The 20,599-nt window shown below is 68.6% G+C and carries 19 protein-coding genes; 3 read left to right on the top strand and 16 right to left on the bottom strand.

What is annotated here, in order from left to right; all coding sequences use genetic code 11:
• Positions 1–72: 72 nt before the first annotated feature.
• Entirely contained in the window at positions 73–444 is a 372-nt protein-coding gene (locus L0U85_RS18580; protein ID WP_241379254.1) for a hypothetical protein, read from the top strand.
• A gap of 57 nt (positions 445–501) precedes the next feature.
• Here the strand turns inward: L0U85_RS18580 and nuoN are convergent, their stop codons facing one another.
• The 15 genes from nuoN to L0U85_RS18505 are packed head-to-tail and all read right to left on the bottom strand — an operon-like array spanning position 502 to position 17,278.
• Entirely contained in the window at positions 502–2,040 is a 1,539-nt protein-coding gene (gene nuoN / locus L0U85_RS18575; RefSeq protein WP_241379253.1) for an NADH-quinone oxidoreductase subunit NuoN, read from the bottom strand.
• Positions 2,033–3,574 (bottom strand): NADH-quinone oxidoreductase subunit M, encoded by a 1,542-nt coding sequence (locus L0U85_RS18570; protein ID WP_241379252.1) that lies wholly within the window; start codon positions 3,572–3,574, stop codon positions 2,033–2,035. Before L0U85_RS18570 ends, nuoN begins: the two co-directional genes overlap by 8 nt.
• Entirely contained in the window at positions 3,571–5,463 is a 1,893-nt protein-coding gene (gene nuoL / locus L0U85_RS18565) for an NADH-quinone oxidoreductase subunit L (protein ID WP_241379251.1), read from the bottom strand. The genes L0U85_RS18570 and nuoL overlap by 4 nt, the downstream gene beginning before the upstream one ends.
• 19 nt (positions 5,464–5,482) lie before the next feature.
• Complete coding sequence (gene nuoK, locus L0U85_RS18560) at positions 5,483–5,782, bottom strand: NADH-quinone oxidoreductase subunit NuoK (RefSeq protein WP_241379250.1); 300 nt, start codon at positions 5,780–5,782, stop codon at positions 5,483–5,485.
• Positions 5,779–6,558, bottom strand: coding sequence for an NADH-quinone oxidoreductase subunit J (locus tag L0U85_RS18555; protein WP_241379249.1), 780 nt, complete (start codon positions 6,556–6,558; stop codon positions 5,779–5,781). The genes nuoK and L0U85_RS18555 overlap by 4 nt, the downstream gene beginning before the upstream one ends.
• On the bottom strand, positions 6,555–7,121 hold the full coding sequence (gene nuoI / locus L0U85_RS18550; protein WP_241379248.1) for an NADH-quinone oxidoreductase subunit NuoI: 567 nt from the start codon (positions 7,119–7,121) through the stop codon (positions 6,555–6,557). The genes L0U85_RS18555 and nuoI overlap by 4 nt, the downstream gene beginning before the upstream one ends.
• A 2-nt stretch (positions 7,122–7,123) precedes the next feature.
• Positions 7,124–8,479: an NADH-quinone oxidoreductase subunit NuoH gene (gene nuoH, locus L0U85_RS18545; protein ID WP_241379247.1), complete on the bottom strand. Its 1,356-nt coding sequence runs from the start codon at positions 8,477–8,479 to the stop codon at positions 7,124–7,126.
• Positions 8,476–10,929 (bottom strand): NADH-quinone oxidoreductase subunit G, encoded by a 2,454-nt coding sequence (locus L0U85_RS18540; RefSeq protein WP_241379246.1) that lies wholly within the window; start codon positions 10,927–10,929, stop codon positions 8,476–8,478. The genes nuoH and L0U85_RS18540 overlap by 4 nt, the downstream gene beginning before the upstream one ends.
• Position 10,930: 1 nt before the next feature.
• Complete coding sequence (gene nuoF, locus L0U85_RS18535; RefSeq protein ID WP_241379245.1) at positions 10,931–12,265, bottom strand: NADH-quinone oxidoreductase subunit NuoF; 1,335 nt, start codon at positions 12,263–12,265, stop codon at positions 10,931–10,933.
• On the bottom strand, positions 12,262–12,954 hold the full coding sequence (gene nuoE / locus L0U85_RS18530) for an NADH-quinone oxidoreductase subunit NuoE (RefSeq protein WP_241379244.1): 693 nt from the start codon (positions 12,952–12,954) through the stop codon (positions 12,262–12,264). Before nuoE ends, nuoF begins: the two co-directional genes overlap by 4 nt.
• On the bottom strand, positions 12,951–14,297 hold the full coding sequence (locus tag L0U85_RS18525) for an NADH-quinone oxidoreductase subunit D (RefSeq protein ID WP_241379243.1): 1,347 nt from the start codon (positions 14,295–14,297) through the stop codon (positions 12,951–12,953). The genes nuoE and L0U85_RS18525 overlap by 4 nt, the downstream gene beginning before the upstream one ends.
• Complete coding sequence (locus L0U85_RS18520; protein WP_277606033.1) at positions 14,294–14,929, bottom strand: NADH-quinone oxidoreductase subunit C; 636 nt, start codon at positions 14,927–14,929, stop codon at positions 14,294–14,296. Before L0U85_RS18520 ends, L0U85_RS18525 begins: the two co-directional genes overlap by 4 nt.
• Before the next feature lie 26 nt (positions 14,930–14,955).
• Positions 14,956–15,591: an NADH-quinone oxidoreductase subunit B family protein gene (locus L0U85_RS18515; RefSeq protein ID WP_347177486.1), complete on the bottom strand. Its 636-nt coding sequence runs from the start codon at positions 15,589–15,591 to the stop codon at positions 14,956–14,958.
• 3 nt (positions 15,592–15,594) lie between these two features.
• Positions 15,595–15,954, bottom strand: a complete 360-nt coding sequence (locus L0U85_RS18510) for an NADH-quinone oxidoreductase subunit A (protein WP_241379241.1) — start codon at positions 15,952–15,954, stop codon at positions 15,595–15,597.
• Positions 15,955–15,958: 4 nt separating this feature from the next.
• Positions 15,959–17,278 carry a geranylgeranyl reductase family protein gene (locus L0U85_RS18505; RefSeq protein WP_241379240.1) on the bottom strand — a complete coding sequence of 440 codons (1,320 nt, stop codon included), beginning with the start codon at positions 17,276–17,278 and terminating at the stop codon, positions 15,959–15,961.
• Between the two features lie 430 nt (positions 17,279–17,708).
• Here L0U85_RS18505 and wrbA point away from each other — a divergent pair, with 430 nt between their 5' ends.
• Positions 17,709–18,326: an NAD(P)H:quinone oxidoreductase gene (wrbA, locus tag L0U85_RS18500; RefSeq protein WP_241379239.1), complete on the top strand. Its 618-nt coding sequence runs from the start codon at positions 17,709–17,711 to the stop codon at positions 18,324–18,326.
• A 54-nt stretch (positions 18,327–18,380) separates the two neighbouring features.
• Here wrbA and L0U85_RS18495 read toward each other — a convergent pair whose 3' ends face one another.
• Positions 18,381–18,848, bottom strand: coding sequence for a MarR family transcriptional regulator (locus L0U85_RS18495; RefSeq protein WP_241379238.1), 468 nt, complete (start codon positions 18,846–18,848; stop codon positions 18,381–18,383).
• An 81-nt stretch (positions 18,849–18,929) separates the two neighbouring features.
• Here L0U85_RS18495 and L0U85_RS18490 point away from each other — a divergent pair, with 81 nt between their 5' ends.
• Positions 18,930–19,790 (top strand): dioxygenase, encoded by an 861-nt coding sequence (locus L0U85_RS18490; RefSeq protein WP_241379237.1) that lies wholly within the window; start codon positions 18,930–18,932, stop codon positions 19,788–19,790.
• Positions 19,791–20,599 lie beyond the last annotated feature (809 nt).

Raw genomic sequence — 20,599 nt, 5'->3', positions numbered from 1 at the left:
CCTCGTCATACCGCTGCCAACGGGCATCACAGGCCGTCCCCAGGCCCAGACGGTCAGCGGCGGTGGCGCCGCATGAGCCTCTCGCGCTACGCCCCGCATCAGATCCGCGCCCGCTACCAACGGGCATTGAACACGCTCCCGATCCCCGCCGCCACGGCGCACACCATCGACCCCGAACGCATGACCATCCTCGGCGAAACCACCATCGCCGGACGACAGATCGCCTTCGGCACCCACACCGACGCCCCACGCCTTTGGGTCACCCTCAACGACACCGAACCCGACCTCATCGGCTACATGACCGGCCTCATCACCGGCGAACCCGACCTGTGGATCTGCAATCCCAAACACCAAACCTGGACACTCGAAGACGACAACACACTCAAACTCAAGCAAGCCGCCACCCGCGTCTGGTTCGACTGCCAACGCGACTGCGACGGCTGAGGAGACAGCGCAAAGCCGCGGGGAGCCCTTGGCTCCCCGCGGCTTGGAGACGCTTTGTCAGCTGCCTAGGAAGATGCTGGCCTTGTCGACGATGTCGAGCAGGTAGCCGGGGGCCACTCCAAGAACGACCGTGGCCATCACTCCGGCGGCGACGACCGTGCCGGCCATCGGGCTCGGCAGGTTCACCGTCGGGGCATCCGGTGCGGGCTCGTTGAGCCACAGGAGGACCACGACGCGCAGGTACGGGAACGCCAGGATCGCCGAGGAGACGACGCCGACCACGACCAGGCCCACCTCGCCGGCTTCGAGGCCCGCGCTGAACAGGCTGAACTTCGCGGTGAAGCCGCTGGTGAACGGGATCCCCGCCAGCGCCAGCATGAGCACCGTGAAGATCCCGGCCGTGCCCGGCGAGTTCTTGCCCAGTCCGGCCCAGCGCGACAGGTCGGTGGCCTCGTCGTCGCCGTCGCGCACGAGGCTGACGACGGCGAATGCGGCGATCACGGTGAAGCCGTATGCGGCCAGATAGAACATGGTCTGGCCGACGGCGTCGCCGAGGGCGATCACGCCGATGAGCAGGTACCCGGCGTTGGCGATGGAGCTGTAGGCCAGCAGGCGCTTGATGTTCCGCTGCGTGACCGCGAAGATCGCGCCGCCGAGCATCGTGGCGATCGCGATGATCATGAGGATCGCGTGCCAGTCCCACGCCGAGGATTCCAGGCCGACGTTGAAGACCCGCAGGAGTCCGCCGAAGGCGGCGACCTTGACGCAGCCGGCCATGAGGGCCGTCACCGGGGTCGGGGCTCCGGTGTAGACGTCGGGGGTCCACATGTGGAACGGGACGGCGGCAGCCTTGAACAGGAGTGCGACGGCGATCATGCCGACGCCGATGTAGAGCAGGACTCTCGGCTCGTTGGAGCTGACGCCCGCCTCGTTGATCCCGGCGAGGTCGATGGTGCCTGCGAAGCCGTAGAGCATCGCCATTCCGTACACGAAGAACGCCGAGGAGAAGGCGCCCAGCAGGAAGTACTTGAGGGCCGCTTCCTGGGAGATGAGGCGGCGGCGTTTGGCGAGCCCGCACAGGAGGTACAGCGGGAGGCTGAGCATCTCCAGGGCGACGAACATGGTGAGCAGGTCGCCGGCGACGACGAACATCATCATGCCGCCGATCGCGAACAGCGCCAGCGGGAAGACCTCGGTGGCGCCGGGGTCGCGCCGTTGAGCGATGTCGGCCCGAGAGTCGGCGACGACGGCGGCCTCGGAGACGAAGTCGCCTCCGGTGGTGGTGCGCTGCTCGGCGAGGAGCAGCACGGCCACGAGCGCGAGGATCGCGATGGTCCCTTGGAGGAACAGTCCGGGCCCGTCGAGGGACACCGAGCCGATGGCGCTCTCGCCGAGCGCGAAGGCGGTGGCGCTCTTGCCCTTGTTGAGCACGACGGCGATGAACGCGGCGGCCAGGGCCGCGACCGCCAGCGACACTTGGATCGGCAGGCGCCGCCGCTTGGGCACGGCCGCCTCCAATGCGAGGCCGAGGAAGGCCGCCCCGAAGACGATGATCATGGGCGACAGGCCTGCCCAGTCGATTTGCATCTCACTCATTGGTCTCTCCGGCGGCAGGTGCTTCGACGGGCGCGTCTTGGACGAACTGGAGGGTGTTGCCCACGGCCGGTTCGATGGTGTCGATCAGCGGCTGCGGGTAGAACCCGAATCCGATGATCGCGATCACCAGCGGCGCGACGAGTGCCTTCTCGCGCAGCGTCAGGTCGCGCTTCATGGCGGGCACGTCGTCGAGTTCGGGGTTCCTGGTGCCCTGCATGGTCCGCTGGTACATCCACAGGACGTAGGCGGCGGCGAGGATGATGCCGAGCGTGGCGACCACCGCGACCGGTTCGTTCACCGAGAAGGTGCCCAGCAGGACGAGGAACTCCGAGATGAACGGCGCGGTCCCGGGCAGAGACAGCGACGCGAGGCCGGCGAACAGGAAGATGCCGGCGAGCAGCGGGAGCGTCTTGCCCGCTCCCCCGTAGTCGGCGATGGACGAGGAGCCGCGGCGCAGCGCGAGCATGCCGACGACGATGAACAGCAGGCCGGTCGCGAGGCCGTGGTTGAACATGTAGAGGACCGCGCCGGTCGCCGAGGACTGGGTGAACGCGAAGATGCCGACGCCGATGAAGCCGAAGTGGGCGATCGAGGTGTAGGCGACGAGGCGTTTGAGGTCGGTCTGGCCGATGGCGACGAGTGCGGCGTAGATGACGCCGATGACGCTCATCGCGATGATCCACGGCGCGAAGGTCTGCGTCGCGTCGGGGAACAGCGGGATGGCGTAGCGCAGGATCGCGAACGTGCCGATCTTGTCCATGACGCCGACCAGGAGCGCGGCGATCGCGGCCGGTGCGGCGCCGCCCGCGTCGGGCAGCCAGGTGTGGAACGGGAAGAACGGCGCCTTGATCGCGAAGGCTATGAAGAAGCCGAGGAACAGCCAGTTCTGGAGTCCTCCCGCTTCCATCGGCTCGGCGGCGACGAGGGTCTGCCAGTCGAACACGCCGCCGTTGGTCACCCACAGGCCGATGACGGCGACGAGCATGAGCAGGCCGCCGAGCAGCGAGTACAGGAAGAATTTCACGGCGGCGTACTGGCGGCGGGTTCCGGTGCCGTAGGAGCCGATGAGGAAGTACATCGGCACGAGCATCGCTTCGAAGAAGAAGTAGAACAGCAGCACGTTGGAGGCCAGGAAGGTCGCCAGCATGGCCGCTTCGAGCGCGAGGATGAGCGCGAAGAACGTCGGCACCGAGCGCTGGACCGAGTCGAGGTCCCTCCAGGCGGCGAGGATCGCGATCGGGGTGAGCCCGGCGGTCAGGACGACCAGCAGGAGCGCGATCCCGTCGACGCCCCAGGACAGGTTGAGGTCCCAAGCGCCGATCCACGTGTAGGACTCGGTGAGCTGGAGCCAGGCGGCGCCTGAGCCGTAGTCGAAGTTCAGCGCCACGACCGCGGTGATGACCGCGACCGCGCCGGAGAAGCCCAACGCCGTCCATTTCGCTACGTCGGCCTGCTCGCGCCGCACCGAGGCGACGATGATCGCGCCGATCAGGGGCACGGCTACCAGGGCCGACAGCAATGGGAGCTCGTTCATTGGAAAACCACCACCATGAGCGCGGCCACCACGATGACGGCGCCGGACAATATGGACAGGGCGTAGGAGCGGACGAAGCCGGTCTGGAGCTGGAGCAGGCGCCGCGAGGAGCCGCCGATCGCCGCGGACAGGCCGTTGACGGCGCCGTCGACGCCGCGGGAGTCGATCGCGACCGAGGCGTTGGCGGCGAAGCGGCCCGGCGCTTCGAACAGGCCGCGGTTGACGACCTCGCCGCCGAGGTCGGCGCGGGCGAGGCGCACCGGCCAGGCTGCGGCGCGCGGTGCTTCGTCGGTGCCGCGCCTGAACAGCATCCAGGCGAGGGCGGCCCCGAGGACGACCACGGCGGTGGTCGCGACGGTGACCTGCATGTGCGTCAGGTGGCCGTGCGGTTCGGGCTGGTCGCCGAAGACCGGCATCAGCCATTCGACGACGGGCGTGGCCATGAGGCCGCCGGCCACGAGCGAGCCGAGGCCGAGCAGGATGAGCGGGCCGGTCATGATCGCCGGGCTCTCGTGCGGGTGGACGTCGTCGGTCCACCGCTTGGGGCCGTGGAAGGTGAGGACGAACAGCCGGGTCATGTAGAACGCGGTGAGCGCGGCGCCGAGGAGCGCGGCGCCTCCGGCTGCCCAGCCTTCCCAGCCGGGCCGGGCGAACGCGGCGGCGATGATCGGGTCCTTGGTGAAGTAGCCGCTGAACGGGATGATGCCGATGATGGCGAGCCATCCGGCGGCGAAGGTGGCGTAGGTGATCGGCATGACGCGCCACAGCCCGCCGAAGCGGCGGATGTCGGTCTGGTCGTTCATGGCGTGCATGACCGAGCCGGAGCCGAGGAACAGCCCGGCCTTGAAGAAGCCGTGGGCGAGCAGGTGGATGATGCCGAGCGCGAACGCGGCGCCGCCGAGGCCGACGGCGAGGAACATGTACCCGATCTGGGAGACCGTGGACCAGGCGAGGACGCGTTTGATGTCGTCCTTGGCGCAGCCGACGATCGCGCCGAACAGGAGTGTGAGCGCGCCGACGAAGACGACGGCGGTCTGCACGGTCGAGTTGAGCTCGAAGATGACGTGCGAGCGAGCGATGAGGTAGACCCCGGCGGTGACCATGGTCGCGGCGTGGATGAGCGCCGAGACGGGCGTGGGGCCCTCCATGGCGTCGGGGAGCCACGTCTGGAACGGCCACTGGCCGGACTTGCCGCAGGCGGCGGCGAGCAGGAGCAGGCCGATCGCGAGGCTCATGCCGTCGGACAGGTCCGCCGCTCCATTGAACACGGCGGCGAAGTCGAGGCTGCCGACCGCACCGACCATGAGGAACATGGCCAGAAGGAATCCGACGTCGGCGACGCGGTTGGTCAGGAACGCCTTCTTGCCGGCGGTCGCGGCGGCGGGTTTCACCTGCCAGAACGCGATGAGCAGGTATGAGGCCAGGCCCACGCCCTCCCAGCCGATGAACGTCATGAAGTAGTTGCCGCCGAGCACGAGGATGAGCATCGCGGCGACGAACAGGTTGAAGTAGCCGAAGAATCTGCGGCGTCCTTCGTCGTGGGCCATGTAGCCGACGGCGTAGACGTGGATGAGGAAACCGACGCCGGTGATGAGCAGGCAGAACACGGCCGAGAGCGGGTCGAGCAGGAGGCTCGCCCTGATCTCGAGGTCGCCGACCGCGATGAAGGTGAACAGGTCGGTGGCGGCGCTCTTGTCCTCCAGGCCTCCGAGCGTCGCGAACATGCCCAGGGCGAGCGCGAACGCGGCGCCGACGGTGGCGACGCCGATCCAGTGGCCCCACTTGTCGGCGCGGCGGCCGGTCAGGAGCAGGACCGCGGCGCCGATCGCGGGCAGGGCTATGAGCAGCCACGTCCAGGAGAGCAGCCCGGTGGCGGGCGCATACGTCATTTCGTCCACTGAGTCCTCACTAGGCCTTCAGGAGGTTGGCGTCGTCGACCGAGGCCGAGCGTCGGGAGCGGAAGATCGCCATGATGATGGCGAGCCCGATGACGACTTCGGCGGCGGCGACGGCCATGACGAAGAACGCCATGACCTGGCCGTCGATGGTCCCGGTGGTGCGGGCGAAGGTGACCAGCGTCAGGTTCCCGGCGTTGAGCATGAGCTCGACGCACATGAACACGACGATGGCGTTGCGCCGCACCAGGACACCGACGGTGCCGATGCTGAACAGCGCGGCGGCGAGGATGAGGTAGTACTCGGGGCTCATCGCTCGTCCCTCCCCTCGGTGTGCTTCGGAGCCGCTTCGGCGGGGGTGAGCTGCCTCTGCGGAACGTATTCGGACAGGCTCTGCTGCTCGACGGACCCGTCGGGCAGCAGCGCGGGCGTGGCGGTCGAGTCGGAGGTGGCGAACACGCCGGGACCGGGCCTCGGCCCCGGGTAGCTGCCGGGCGCGAACCGCTCGCGGCTGGCCTGCTTCTGGCCCCGCGCCTCGCCCTTGCGGGCGACGTGCGCGAACATGAGCGCGCCGACCGCGGCGACGGTGAGGAGCCCGGAGACCACCTCGAACGGGAAGAGGTAGGAGGTGAACAAGGATTCGGCGATCGCGGCGACGTTCGACTCGCCTCCGGCTCCGGCGACCGTCGGCGGACCGTCGGCGATCGTCAGACCGGTGACGGCGTGGGCGAGCCCCGAAGCGAGGAGGGCGGCCAGGCCGATGCCGAGGCAGACGGCGAAGAACCGCTGCCCGCGCAGGGTCTCGAACATCGAGTCGCGCGAATCCCGCCCGAACAGCATGAGCACGAACAGGAACAGCATCATGATCGCGCCGGTGTACACCATGATCTGCACGAAGCCGAGGAACGGCGCCGACTGCATGATGTAGAAGACCGCCAGGCACATCATGGTGAGCGCCAGCATGAGCGCCGCGTGAATGGCCGAGCGGGCGAGGACGAGGCCGATGGCCCCGCCGAGCGCGAGCGGCGCGAGGATCCAGAACGCGACGGACTCGCCGGTCGATACGGACTGGGCCAGGTCGACGATCACTGCTGGCTCCTCTCCTTGTGCGCGAGCATCTCGGTGAGGGAGAACTCGGCTCCGGCGCTGGGACCGGGATTGTCCGGGCCGGAAGCGTAGTAGTCCTTCTCCGTCTCGCCCAGTCGCATCGGGTGCGGCGGCTGCTCCATGCCCTCGTTGAGCGGGGCCAGGAGCTCCTCCTTGGTGAAGATGAGGTCGCGGCGGTCGTCGCGGGCGAGCTCGTACTCGTTGCTCATGGTGAGCGAACGGGTCGGGCAGGCCTCGATGCACAGACCGCAGAAGATGCAGCGGGCGTAGTTGATCTGGTAGGTCTTCGCATACCGCTCGCCGGGCGAGTAGCGCTCGGACTCGGTGTTCTCGGCGCCCTCGACGTAGATCGCGTCGGCCGGGCACGCCCAGGCGCACAGCTCGCAGCCGATGCACTTCTCCAGGCCGTCGGGGTGGCGGTTGAGGACGTGCCGGCCGTGGTAGCGCGCCTGGACCTTCGGCGGCTCCTCGGGGTACTTGACCGTCACCTTCGGTTTGAACATGTGCGAGAAGGTGACGCCGAAGCCTTTGGCGGTACCGGACATGACTAATCCTCCTTCGCTTCGGGCGAAGCTGGGTTGCCGCTGAAGGGCTCGCGTTCGCGGCCCGGGGTGCCGTCGTCGGCGGCGCCGGCGGTCGCGGGTTCTCGGGTCTCGAGCTCGGTGAGCCCGCGAGGGTTGGGCGGGACGGCAAGGTCCATCGGCGGCACCGGGAAACCGCCGAGCCCGGTGTCCGGCTCTGCCGGGGGCTCGTAGGGCTTCCTGGTGGGCCAGAAGAAGATCAGGGCCATCACGACGATGGCCGCGCCGCCCGTGAAGGCGATGCGCGTCGGCAGCTCGTTGCCCGAGTCCAGGCCGATGTTCATGGCCGCGAGGACCATGATCCACACCAGGCTCACCGGCACGAGGACCTTCCAGCCCAGGCGCATGAACTGGTCGTAGCGGAACCTCGGGAGAGTGCCGCGCAGCCACACGTAGAAGAACAGGAACGCCATGACCTTCCCGAAGAACCACACCAGCGGCAGCCAGCCCTCGTTGGCGGCGGGCCACCACGAGGCGGGGAACGGCGCTGCCCAGCCGCCGAGGAACAGCGTGACGCACAGGGCCGACATCGTGACCATGTTGACGTACTCGGCGAGGAAGAACGACGCGTACTTCAGGCTGGAGTACTCGGTGGCGAAACCGGCGACGAGCTCGGACTCGGCCTCGGGCAGGTCGAACGGAGCCCGGTTGGTCTCACCGACCATCGCGACGACGAAGATGACGAAGCTCGGGGCGAGGATGAGGAAGTACCAGCCCGGCAGCGTCAGTTCGAGGCTGCCGACGACGAGCGGGATGCCCTCGGCCTGCGCCTCGACGATCCCGCCGGTCGACAGCAGCTGCGACTGGAAGAACACCGCGAGCACGGCCAGTCCGAGCGCGATCTCGTACGAGATGACCTGCGCGGCGGCACGGAGCGAACCGAGCAGCGCGTACGCCGAACCCGACGACCAGCCGGCGAGGACGATCCCGTACACGCCCAGCGCCGAGCAGGCGAGGATCAGCAGCACGCTCACCTCGAAATCGGTGAGCTGCAACAACGTCTCGCGACCGAACACCGACACCTCGGGGCCGAACGGAATCACCGCGAACGCGGTGAACGCGCACGTCACCGCGATGAGCGGCGCAGCGATGAAGACGACCTTGTCGGCCGTCCTCGGCATCATGTCCTCTTTGAACGCGAGCTTGAGGCCGTCCGCGAGGGACTGCAAGAGCCCGAAGGGCCCGTTGCGGTTCGGGCCCGGCCGCACCTGCATGATCGCGACGACGCGGCGTTCGAACCAGATGGTGAACAGCACCAGCAGCACCAGCACCACGAACACGGCGACGCCCTTGATCAGCATCAGCCACAACGGATCGTTCATCGCTCGGCCGCCTCCTTCTGGTCGTCCGCGCCGACGGCGGGGGCCGACACGTTCGGATAGGCGCGGATGGTGACGACGTCGCCGGAGCCGGCGCCGAGATGCCGGTAGATGCCGCGACCCGGCGCGTTCGTCGGCAGCCACACCACGCCTTCGGGCATGTCCGTGGTCTTCAGCGGCAGGGTGATCCCGCCGATCGAAGTGGCGACCGTGACGCCGCCGCCCTCGGCCGCGCCGATGGACTTCGCGGTGGCGGCCGACAACCGCACCACCGGGTCCGGCGCGCAGCCGGCCAGGTGCGGGTTGTTCTCCTGGAGCGAGCCGCCGTCGAGCAGCTGCCGCCACGTCGCCAGGACCGCCTTCCCCTCCCCGCTGGTAGTGGCGGGCCGGTCGGGCTGCCAGTCCGGGGCGGGCTGGCGGGTGATCGGGTCGGGCAGTCCCGCCAGCTCGGCGCGGACGCGCCTGGTCTCGGCCAGGCCCAACTCGTGGCCCATGGCCTGAGCGAGGACGTCGAGGACGGCGTGGTCGCTCATGAGGTCCGATTCGAGGACGGTCTCGAACGTCCGCAGGCGCCCCTCCCAGTCGAAGTAGGCGCCCTCCTTGTTCGTGGCGGGCGCGACCGGGAGGATCACGTCGGCGACGCGCGTGACCGCCGAGTGCCGGATCTCAAGGGAGACCACGAACCTCGCGGCGTACAGGGCCGCCTCGACGGCGGGCGCGCCCGCGAAGTCGTACGGGTCGACGCCGCCGACCAGGAGCCCGTCGAGCTCGCCGTCGGCGGCGGCCTGAAGGATCTGCCAGGCGTGGCGGCCGTCGGCGCCCGGGAGCGGAGCCTCGGCACCCCAGTACTCGGCGAGCTGCTCGCGGTCGGCCGCGTAGTCGGCCAGGCCGCCGCCGGGCAGAAGGTTCGGAAGGCATCCGGTCTCGACCGCGCCGCGGTCGCCCGCGCGCCTCGGGACCCACGCGAGGCGGGCCCCGGTGGCGTTCGCGAGCTTGACGGCGGCCGAGAAGGCGCCCTCGACGGTGGCGAGGCGCTCGCCGAGGAGGATCACGGCGCCGGACTCGTTCAGGGCGTCGTGGACGACCCCGGAGTGGCGCCACGCTTCGAGCAGCTCGGCCTCCTCGCCGGGGAGCCCTTCGACGAGGTTCGCGTCGAGCTTGCGGGTGCCGCGGGTCGCGAACGGGGCGAGCACGTGAACGCGCTGGCCCTTCGCCCGCACGGCCTTGCGCATGCGCAGGAACGCGATCGGGCACTCTTCCTCGACTTCGAGCCCCGCTACGAGCACCGCCGGGGCGTTCTCGAGGTCCTCATAGGTGACCGCGCCGCTGGACGGGTAGACCCCGGCGACGGCGTGGGCGAGGAACTCGGACTCCTCGGTCGAGTGCGGCCGTGAGCGGAAGTCGATGTCGTTGGTGCCCAGAACGATCCGCGCGAACTTGGCGTAGGCGTAGGCGTCCTCGACGGTGAGCCGGCCGCCGGGGAGGACCCCGATGCCGCCGGTGGCGTCCTTGAGGCCCTTCGCCGCACGGCGGAGCGCCTCGGGCCAGGAGGCCTCGCGCAGGCTTCCGTCGTCCTCGCGCACGAGCGGCCTGGTGATCCGGTCAGCGGAGTCGACATAGGACATGGCCCAGCGGCCCTTGTCGCAGTTCCACTCCTCGTTGACCGCCGGGTCGTTTCCGGCGAGGCGGCGCAGGACCTTGCCGCGCCGGTGGTCCGAGCGCTGCGAGCAGCCAGCCGAGCAGTGCTCGCACACGCTCGGGCTGGAGACGAGGTCGAACGGGCGCGAGCGGAAGCGGTACTGGGTGCCCGTCAGAGCGCCGACCGGGCAGATCTGGACGGTGTTGCCCGCGAAGTAGGACTCGAACGGCTCGTCCTCGTAGACGCCGACCTGTTCGAGCGCGCTGCGCTCCATGAGCTCGATGAACGGGTCGCCGGCGATCTGGTCGGAGAAGCGGGTGCAGCGGGCGCACAGGACGCAGCGTTCGCGGTCGAGGAGCACCTGGGAGGAGATCGGCAGCGCCTTCTTGAAGGTGCGCTTGTCGGCGGCCTCCATACGCGTCTCGGTGCGGCCGGTGCTCATCGCCTGGTTCTGGAGCGGGCACTCGCCGCCCTTGTCGCAGATGGGGCAGTCCAGGGGGTGGTTGATCAGGAGGAACTCCATGATCCCCTCCTGGGCCTTCTGCGCCACCTCGGAGGAGTACTGGGTCTTGACGACCATGCCCTCCATGGCGGTGGTGGTGCACGAGGCCGCGGGCTTGGGCATGCCGCGCCCGTTGCCCATGTCCGGAACCTCGACGAGGCACTGGCGGCAGGCCCCGGCGGGCTCCAGCAGCGGATGGTCGCAGAAGCGGGGGATCTCGATGCCGAGCTGCTCGGCGGCGCGGATGAGCAGCGTGCCCTTGGGGACGGTGATCTCGACGCCGTCGATGGTGAACGTCACCTGTTCGGTCATGTCAGTGCGCTCCGATCTCAGCGGCGTCGAAGAGAGGCTGCTTGTTGCCCTCGATGTAGTCGAGGTAGTCCTGCTCGAAGAACTTCAGGCTGGAGGTGACGCAGGAGGTGGCGCCGTCGCCGAGGCCGCAGAAGGCCCGGCCGAGCAGGTTCCCGCAGGCGTCCTTGAGCGTCTTGAGGTCCTCGTGCTTGCCCTCGCCGGAGAGGATCCGCTCGTAGACGCGGACCATCCAGTAGTTGCCCTCGCGGCACGGGGTGCATTTGCCGCAGGACTCGTGCGCGTAGAACTTGATCCACCGCCAGCAGGCGACGACCGGGCAGTCGGAGTCGGAGTAGATCATCAGCGCCGTGGTGCCGAGGATCGATCCGGCCTTCGCGACGTTGTCGAAGTCGAGCGGCACGTCCACGTGCTCGGCCGTGAGCATCGGCGTGGACGACCCGCCGGGGGTGAAGAACTTGAGCTCGTGCCCGTCCTCCATGCCGCCGGCCAGCTCGATGAGCTCGTTGAGCGTCGTCCCCATGGAGCACTCGTACTGGCCGGGCTGATTGACGCGCCCCGACAGCGAGTAGATCATGGTCCCCGCCGAATTCTCGGAGCCGATGGACTTCCACCATTCGGCGCCGCCGAGGACGATGTGCGGGACGGCGGCGATGGTGCCGACGTTGTTGATGCACGTGGGCTTCTGGTAGAGCCCGTGCGTCGCCGGGAACGGCGGGCGCAGCCTCGGCTGGCCGCGCATCCCTTCGAGGGAGTCGAGCAGGGCGGTCTCCTCGCCGCAGATGTACGCGCCCGCTCCGGAGTGGATCACCACTTCGAGGTCGAAACCGGAGCCGAGGATGTCCTTGCCGAGGTAGCCGGCCTCCTTCGCCTCCTTGACCGCCTGGCGCAGGCGCCGGGCGGCGTGGACGGCCTCGCCGCGCACGTACACGAACGCGCGGCCGGCCTTGATGGCGTAGGAGGCGATGGCGATGCCCTCGATGACCGCGTGCGGGTCGTTCATCATGAGCGGCAGGTCCTTGCAGGTGCCAGGCTCGCCCTCGTCGGCGTTGACCACTAGGTAGTGCTCGTTGCCGTCGTCGGGCACGAACTGCCACTTCATGCCGACGGGGAAGCCCGCGCCGCCGCGGCCGCGGTGCCCGGAGTCCTTCATGAAGGCGATCAGGTCGGCCGGGGCGTAGCCGAGGGCCTTGCGCAGGGCCTTGTAGCCGTCGAGCTGCTCGTACACGTCGAGCTTCCAGGCGCCGGGCGAAAGCCAGCGCTTGGTGACGACGGGCTGGAGCTTGCTGAGGACGTCTTCGCGGGGTCGTCTTGGTCCGGGCACGGTAACTCGACTCACTTCGCTTCCTCTTTTTCGACGAGCGGTGCGCCCGGGTCGAAGGCGGGCGCGGTGATGCCCGCTTCGGCCGCGAGTCGCGCCCCGGCGAGGGTGGCGTCGCCCTGGGCGTTGCCTTCCAGCCCGGACTGACGCTCCTCCTCGAATCCGGCCAGCTGCACCGACATCTCGCGGAGCGTGCACAGCGGCGCGCCGCGGGTCGGGATGGGGCGCTTGCCTTCGCGCAGCTGGCGGACGAGGTCGAGCGCTTCGGCCTCGTCCATGTCGTCGAAGAACTCGTAGTTGACGGTGACGACGGGCGCGTAGTCGCACGCGGCGAGGCATTCGGCGTGTTCGAGCGTGACCTTGCCGTCGGCGGTGGTCTCGTCGTGGCCGACGTCGAGCTCGTCGCTCAGGGCGTTGAAGATCTTCTGCCCGCCTTTGGCTTGGCAGAGGGTGTTGGTGCAGACGCTGACGAGCCAGTCGCCGGCGGGCTCGCGCTTGTACATGGTGTAGAACGTCGAGACGGCCTGGACCTGTGCCTTGGTGAGGCCGAGGACGTCTGCGCAGAAGGCGATGCCGTCGTCGGAGACGTACCCGTCGTGCGACTGCACGAGGTGCAGCAGCGGCAGCAGGGCCGAGCGCGAGCGGCCCTCCGGGTACCGGGCGACGACGGCCTCGGCCTGTTCGCGGATCGTGTCGGGATAGCTCATCGGTCGCAACCTCCCATGACGGGGTCGAGCGAGGCGCCGCCCGCGATGACGTCGGCCAGCAGGCCGCCCTCGGCGAGGGCGGGGATCGCCTGGAGGTTGACGAAGGACGGGTCCCTCATGTGGACGCGGAACGGCCGGGTGCCGCCGTCGGAGACGACGTGGAAGCCCAGTTCCCCTCGGGGGCCCTCGATGGCCGAGTAGACCTGCCCGGCCGGGACCCGGAAGCCCTCGGTGACGAGCTTGAAGTGGTGGATGAGGGCCTCCATCGACTGGCTCATGATGTGCCGGATGTGGTTGAGGCTGTTGCCCATGCCGTCGGCGCCGAGGGCGAGCTGGGCGGGCCAGGCGATCTTCTTGTCCTCGACCATGACCGGGCCGGGTTCGAGCTTGTCGAGGCCCTGGGCGATGATCTTGAGGCTCTCGCGGATCTCCTCGAGCCGGATCAGGTAGCGCGCCCAGGCGTCGGCGCCGTTGTGGGTGGGGACTTCGAAGTCGTAGTCCTCGTAGCCGCAGTACGGCATGGTCTTGCGCAGGTCCCATCCGAGTCCGGCGGCGCGGAGGACGGGTCCGGTGACGCCGATGGCGAGGCAGCCCGAGACGTCGAGGTAGGCGACGCCCTGGGTGCGTTCCTGCCAGATGGCGTTGCCGGTGAGCAGGCCTTCGTAGTCGTCGAGCCCCTGCGGCATGTAGTCGACGAAGTCGCGGATCATGCGGAGGGCGTCGTCGGGGATGTCCTGGGCGACGCCGCCGGGGCGGACATAGGCCATGTTCATGCGCAGGCCCGAGACGGCCTCGAAGATGTCGAGGATCTTCTCGCGGTCGCGGAAGCCGTAGATCATCATCGACAGGGCGCCGAGTTCCATGCCGGTGGTCGCCAGGGCCACCAGGTGGGAGGAGATCCGGTTGAGCTCCATCATGATCACGCGGATGACGTTCGCGCGCTCGGGGACGGTGACGTCGAGGAGCTTCTCGACGCCGAGGCAGTAGCCGGTCTCGTTGAAGATCGGCGCGAGGTAGTCGGCGCGGGTGACGAATGTGCAGCCCTGCGTCCAGGTGCGGTATTCGAGGTTCTTCTCGATGCCGGTGTGCAGGTAGCCGATGACGGGCCTGATGGAGCGGACGGTCTCGCCCTCCATCTCGCAGACCAGGCGGAGCACGCCGTGCGTGGACGGATGCTGGGGACCGAGGTTGACGATGATGCGCTCGTCGTTGACCGGGTCGACGGCTGCGACGAGTTCGTCCCAGTCGCCGCCGGTGACGGTGTAGACGCGTCCTTCGGTGGTGTCCCTCTCGGGCGCGAACGCGTCGAAGACCTCTTCGGCGGTGTGATCGGTGGCGGTCACCGGTAGGCCCTCCTTTCGTCTGGCGGAGGAATATGCGCGCCTTTGTACTCGACGTCGATGCCGCCGAGCGGGTAGTCCCTGCGCTGGGGGTGGCCCTCCCAGTCGTCGGGCATGAGGATGCGGGTCAGGTGCGGGTGGCCCTCGAAGACCACGCCGAACATGTCGTAGACCTCGCGTTCTTGCCAGTCGGCCGTCGGGTACACCTTCGTCACGCTCGTGACCACGGGGTGCTCTGCGGACACCGAGGTCTCCAGGCGCACGCGCCTGCGGTAGGTCATCGAGGTGAGGTGGTAGGCGACGTGGAGCCGGTTGGCCTGCTCGGGGTAGTCGACGCCGGAGACGGAGCTGCACAGCTCGAAGCGGAGGCTCTCGTCGTCGCGCATGGTCTGGCAGACCTCGGCGGTCCGGTCCGGCGCGATGTGGATCGTGAGCTCGCCGCGGTCGACGACGACGACGCGGACGACGTCGTCGCCGAGCAGTTCCCTGAGGGCGGCGAGGATCTCGTCGAAGTAGCCGCCGAGCGGCTCGGGGGTGGAGACGATCTCGCCGGCGGTCGGGTTGGCACGCACGAGGCCGCCGAATCCTGAGGTGTCGCCTGCGTCGGTCGCGCCGAACAGGCCCTTCTGCTGCATGCCCACGGGTTGGACTTCGCCTTCGCTCACGGCTTGGCCACCGCCTTCCTGATGCGCAGCTGCTCTTGGGCGCCGTCCTCGACCGCCTCGGTCCACTCCTTCTTGCGCTGCTTGTCGAAGCGGTAGGAGGAGGGCATCGCGCCGGGCTTGACGGCCGGTTCGGGCAGGTCCTTGAGGGCCTGGCGGCGCTTCTCGCCGAGCGGCTCGTGCTGGACCTTCTCGTGGAGCTTGAGGATCGCGTCGAGGAGCATCTCGGGGCGGGGCGGGCAGCCGGGCAGGTACATGTCCACGGGCACGACGTGGTCGACGCCCTGGACGATCGCGTAGTTGTTGAACATGCCGCCCGAGGTGGCGCACACGCCCATCGACAGGACCCATTTCGGTTCGGGCATCTGGTCGTAGATCTGGCGCAGGACGGGGGCCATCTTCTGGCTCACCCTCCCGGCGACGATCATGAGGTCGGCCTGCCTCGGGGAGGCGCGGAAGACCTCCATGCCGAACCGGCCGGTGTCGTAGCGGGCCGCGCCGGTGGCCATCATCTCGATGGCGCAGCAGGCCAGGCCGAACGTGGCCGGCCACATCGAGGCGCGCCTCGTCCAGTTCACGAGGGCCTCGACGGAGGTCAGGATGATGCCTTGCGGCAGTTTCTCTTCGATACCCATTAGCTAATCCCAGTCCAGTCCGCCGCGGCGCCACTCGTAGGCGTAGGCGACGAACAGCGCTCCGATGAACATGGCGACGGCCCAGAACCCGAAGACGCCGAGCACGTCGTGGTGGACCGCCCACGGCACCAGGAACATGATCTCGATGTCGAAGACGATGAACAGCATCGCGGTGAGGTAGAACTTCACTGGGAACCTGGTGGTCCCGGTGGCGGCGGGGGCGGGTTCGATGCCGCATTCGTACGGGTCGGACTTGGCCCGGTTGACCCTGCGGGGCCCGGTGATGCGCGAGGCGACCACGGACACGATCCCGAACCCGAGTCCGATCGCGAACATGATGACGACCGGTACGTAGACTTCCATCGGCTCAGGCCCTCCTTTCGGCGAAGCTTGCGAGCCGAACATTGGTCCGGCCCAGTCGGGGCGTGACGATCCGCATCCCGTTGATCAGCCGGTCGGCGAGGTCGCCGCCGGGCTCGTCGGTGAGATTCGCCAGTAGTTTCAGCACGAAGCGCATGAGTGCGGGGTGCTGGAGTCCCTTCTCGGTGCACAGCCGCATGATCTGCGGGTTCCCGATGAGGTGCACGAACACCTCGCCCATGCGGTAGTAGGAGCCGAGCCGGCGGCTCAGCAGGTCGGGGTAGCGCTTGAGCTCGGCCTCGCGCCTGGGCGTCGTCGGCTGTCGCAGCGCGTTCGCGGCGACCTCGGCGGCGATCTCGGCCGATTCGAGGGCGTAGGCGATGCCCTCGCCGTTGAACGGGTTGACCATGCCGCCGGAGTCGCCCACGAGCATGAGGCCGCGGCTGTAGTGCGGGACGCGGTTGAAGCCCATGGGCAGCGCGGCGCCGCGCACGGGTCCGTCGGCGGCGTCCTCGTCGCGCAGGCCCCATTCCTCGGGAGTGTTGGCGAGCCAGTCGCGCAGGAGCGTGCGGTAGTTCGTCTTGCCGTAGCCGGCCGAGGAGTTGAGGACGCCGAGGCCGACGTTGACGCGGCCGTCGCCGAGGCCGAAGATCCACCCGTAGCCGGGCTGGAGGACGTCGGGCTCGTCGGCGGTGCGCAGGGCCAGCCACGATTCCAGGTAGTCGTCGTCGTGCTTGGCCTCGGACTTGTAGTACTGACGGACGGCGACGCCCATGGGCCGCTTGGGGTTCCGCTTGATGCCGAGGGCGAGGGCGAGGCGCCCGGAGACGCCGTCGGCGGCGACGACCAGGGGCGCGCGGTAGGTGGCGGTGCCGCCCTCGACGCGGGCGGTGACCCCGGCGACGCGGCCGGCGAGGTCGAAGGCGGGTGCGGTGACCTGCACGCCGGTCCTCAGTTCGGCTCCGGCGGCGACGGCGCGGTCGGCCAGGAGCCGGTCGAAGTCGAACCGCGTGCGGGTGAGACCGTAGCCGGGGAAGCTGTCGAGGACGGGCCAGTCGAGTTCGAGGGCGACGTCGTCTGCGACGACCCGCAGGCCGCGGTTGCGCTTCCAGCCGGCCTCTTCGGAGGTGTCGACGCCCATCTTGAGCAGGCCGGCGACGGCGCGGGGAGTGAGTCCGTCGCCGCAGACCTTCTCGCGGGGCAGGTCGGACTTCTCCAGCAGGAGTACGTCGAGCCCGCGGCGGGCGAGGTGGTAGGCCGCGGCTGAACCACCGGGTCCCGCGCCGACGACGATGGCGTCGGCATCGGGGGTTGCGTGAGTGGTCACAAGCGTCCTCTCAGGCGTTTGAGGCGGTGATCATTGTTACGGGCCACCCGCTTGTGAAGATCTTCACAAGCGTTTGTGAGCAGTCTAGAGCTCCGTTATTCCCGCACTCTCACTTAGGTCGGCCTAAGTTGCTGTTACACGTGCTCACGAGGCGTACAGCTGTGTTGAGAACTCACTGTCCGAGCACATCAGCAAGCCATTGCCGGCAGTCGTCGAGCAGGGTGACGAAACCGACAATCATACGACCCTACAACTTTCGATGCAACGAAACACTCTCGTAACATGGGCCGTGACCTGCTGTGTCGTGTCAAGAACCACAAAGATTCAAATTTGAACTTGAGCGCGATTCGGGCTAGGGTCATCAGGTAGTTCAAATCTGAACCAAAGTTTGCGCGGCACCGCCGCCCCCAATATCGAACGAGGTACACACATGTCCGCAGAGCCCGTCAAGGTCGCAGTCGTCTACTACTCGCAGACCGGCAACGTCACCCAGCTCGCCCGCCAGATCGCCGAGGCCGCCGAGAAGGCCGGGGCCGAGGTCCGCCTGCGCCGCGTCGCCGAGCTGGCCCCGCAGGAGGCCATCGACTCGAACGAGCAGTGGGCCGCGAACGCCCAGGCCAGCGCCGACATCGCCGAGGCCACGCCCGAGGACGTCGACTGGGCCGACGCCGTGGTCATGGGCAGCCCGACCCGCTTCGGCAACGTCTCCTCGCAGCTCAAGCAGTTCATCGACACCCTCGGCGGACTGTGGTTCCAGGGCAAGCTGGCCGACAAGGTCTACTCGGGCTTCACCGCGGCCAGCGGCAAGCACGGCGGCAACGAGTCGACGCTGCTGGCGCTGTACAACTCGTTCCACCACTTCGGCGGCGTCATCGTCTCCAGCGGCTACGTCGGCGAGGCCGCCTTCGCGAACGCCTCGCCGTACGGCACCGCGCACTTCGGCTGGGGCACCCCGATCGAAGAGGTCGTTCTCACCGGCGCGACCGCGCAGGCCGAGCGCGTGGTGAACACCGCCGCTGCCCTCAAGGCCGGCCGGGTCGCCGCCTAAGCACCTCTGGTTTCCGTGCTCGACGGGGCGCCCGGGCACTGCCCGGGCGCTTCGTCATTGTGAGGACTCCTCGATGCGGTCGACGATACGACGCGAGAGCGTGCGGAGCCGCGCGATCTCCTGCCCGTCGAGCTCGTCGAACACGAGCCGGCGGACGAGTTCGACGTGGCCGGGGGCCGCCTTGGCGAGACGATGTACGCCCTGTTCGGTGATCCTGGCAAGCGTGGCCCTGCCGTCGGTGGGGCTCGGGAAGCGCTCGATGAGGCCCGCGTCCTCAAGCCTCCGGGCGACGTGCGAGAGGCGCGAGAGCGAACCGTTGCACAGGAATGCGAGATCGCTCATGCGGTTCGTATGACCCTCGGACTGCTCCAGCGCGGCGAGCACGCCGTACTCGAAGTGGCTGAGCCTGGCGTCGCGGCGCAGTTGCTCGTCGAGTGCGGCAGGAAGCTTGGTGAAGACGCCGACCAGCGCCATCCACGCCTCCATCTCCTCATCGTCGAGCCAGGGTCCATCGTCACTCATGCGACAAGCTTAACTACATTGCTTGATCCATCAAGGATTGAGCGTAGAATTGGTTGAACAATCAATAACTTAGGAGTGTTGATGACCGCCCGACCAGGCGCCGCGTTCGACGCGTTCCTCCAGACCACCGCGCCACGCACGGCCGACCGCCGTGCCTGGACATCCGACGACGGGCCGCTTCCGGCGCTGTACCTCAGCCACGGGGCCCCGAACCTGTTCGACGAGCCCGAATGGATCGATCAGCTCTTCACATGGGCGCAGGGCATGCCCACGCCCAAGGGCATCCTCATCGTCTCGGCGCACTGGGAGTCGGCGCCGCTCATGCTCTCCTCCCCCGAGGCCGCGACGCCGCTGGTCTACGACTTCGGCGGCTTCCCTGCCCGGTACTTCCAGGAGCGGTACGAGACCCCCGAAGCCACGGCGATGGCAGCCCGCGTCGCCGCCGCCATGCCTGACGACGAGCCGGTCCACCAGCACCCGAGCCGGGGACTCGACCACGGTGCCTGGGTGCCGCTCAAGGTCATGTACCCAGACGGCGACGTCCCCGTGCTGCAGCTGTCGATCCCCACGCATGACCCGGACCGGCTCATGGAGATCGGCCGGCGTCTGCGCCCGATGCGCGAGGAGGGCTACCTCATCATCGGTTCGGGCTTCATGACCCACGGGCTGCCGTACATCGACTTCCACCACCCCGAGCGCGTGCCGGGCTGGTCGTCCGACTTCGACCGCTGGGCCGCCGAGTCCTTGGCGAGAGGCGACATCGACGCGTTGGCCCGCTACCGCTCGCAGGCCCCGGGGCTGCCGTATGCGCACCCGACGGTGGACCACTACATCCCGCTGTTCGTCACCTACGGTGCCGCCACCGAGGCCGAACAGCCGGCCGAGACCGTCATCGACGGCTTCTGGTTCGGCCTGGCCAAGCGCTCGTTCCAGCTCACCTAGCTGTTCCGTTCCGTTCTGAGACTGGATCCTCGCGAGGATGCGTCTCGTACGCGAGGCCCGAGGAGTGCGCTCACGGAGCCCGGCAATGGCCCTTGCGGCATTGGCGGCATGCTGCGCGTGGATGGTTCCTCTGCGCCAAGGGCTGCAGCTATGACGAGGCAGGAGTCGGGTAGGCGGGGTCTCCGGAGTTCGGTCCCGCTTCGGGCGGGCTTCAGGCGAGCAGCGATGAGGAGCTGAGTGGGGGCCGGGGGTGCCCTGTCGGCCACGGAGGCCGGTCGTGGGGAGCAGGAGCGGGACTCTCGAGGCCGGTTCGGCGGCTGTGGCGGGGCTGTGGGTGTGGGTTCGGTGGCTGTGAGGGGATGCCGGTTCGGGACGGCCGGGGGTGGAGTTTCGGGCCGCTCGGCTGTAGAGACTTGGGGCACTTTGGGTGTGCTGTTCTGGTCCTGGACACGGGGAATGGCTCGAAGCCGTTTCCGGTTTCGAGCTGGCAGCTGTATGAGGCGCCTTCCCCGCCGCGGCCTCCCGCGGCGGGCAGGTTAAGAACGGGATGGGATCTTCGATCACGTTCGAGCGCACCGGGATCAACGGTTCATTCGTCTCCGGGTGCACCAGGCGCATCGACGCGACCGGTACGGCCGCTGCTGCTGGTGGTGTGGTCGGCGTGGGGGCGTGCTCGTCTTCAGGGCGGGAGCATCCGCCCGGTCCGGAGCCCGGATCGAAGTCCTGTTCGGGTCCGGTGCCGTGTTCGGGCTCGGTCTTGGTCTGCGAGGTCGGTGCTGGTGCCTGTCCGGGTTCGGGTGTGGGTTTGG

The sequence above is a fragment of the Glycomyces sp. L485 genome, assembly GCF_022548875.1.
Taxonomy (GTDB): Bacteria; Actinomycetota; Actinomycetes; order Mycobacteriales; family Micromonosporaceae; genus Glycomyces.
This window is presented reverse-complemented; position numbering and strand designations above follow the sequence as displayed.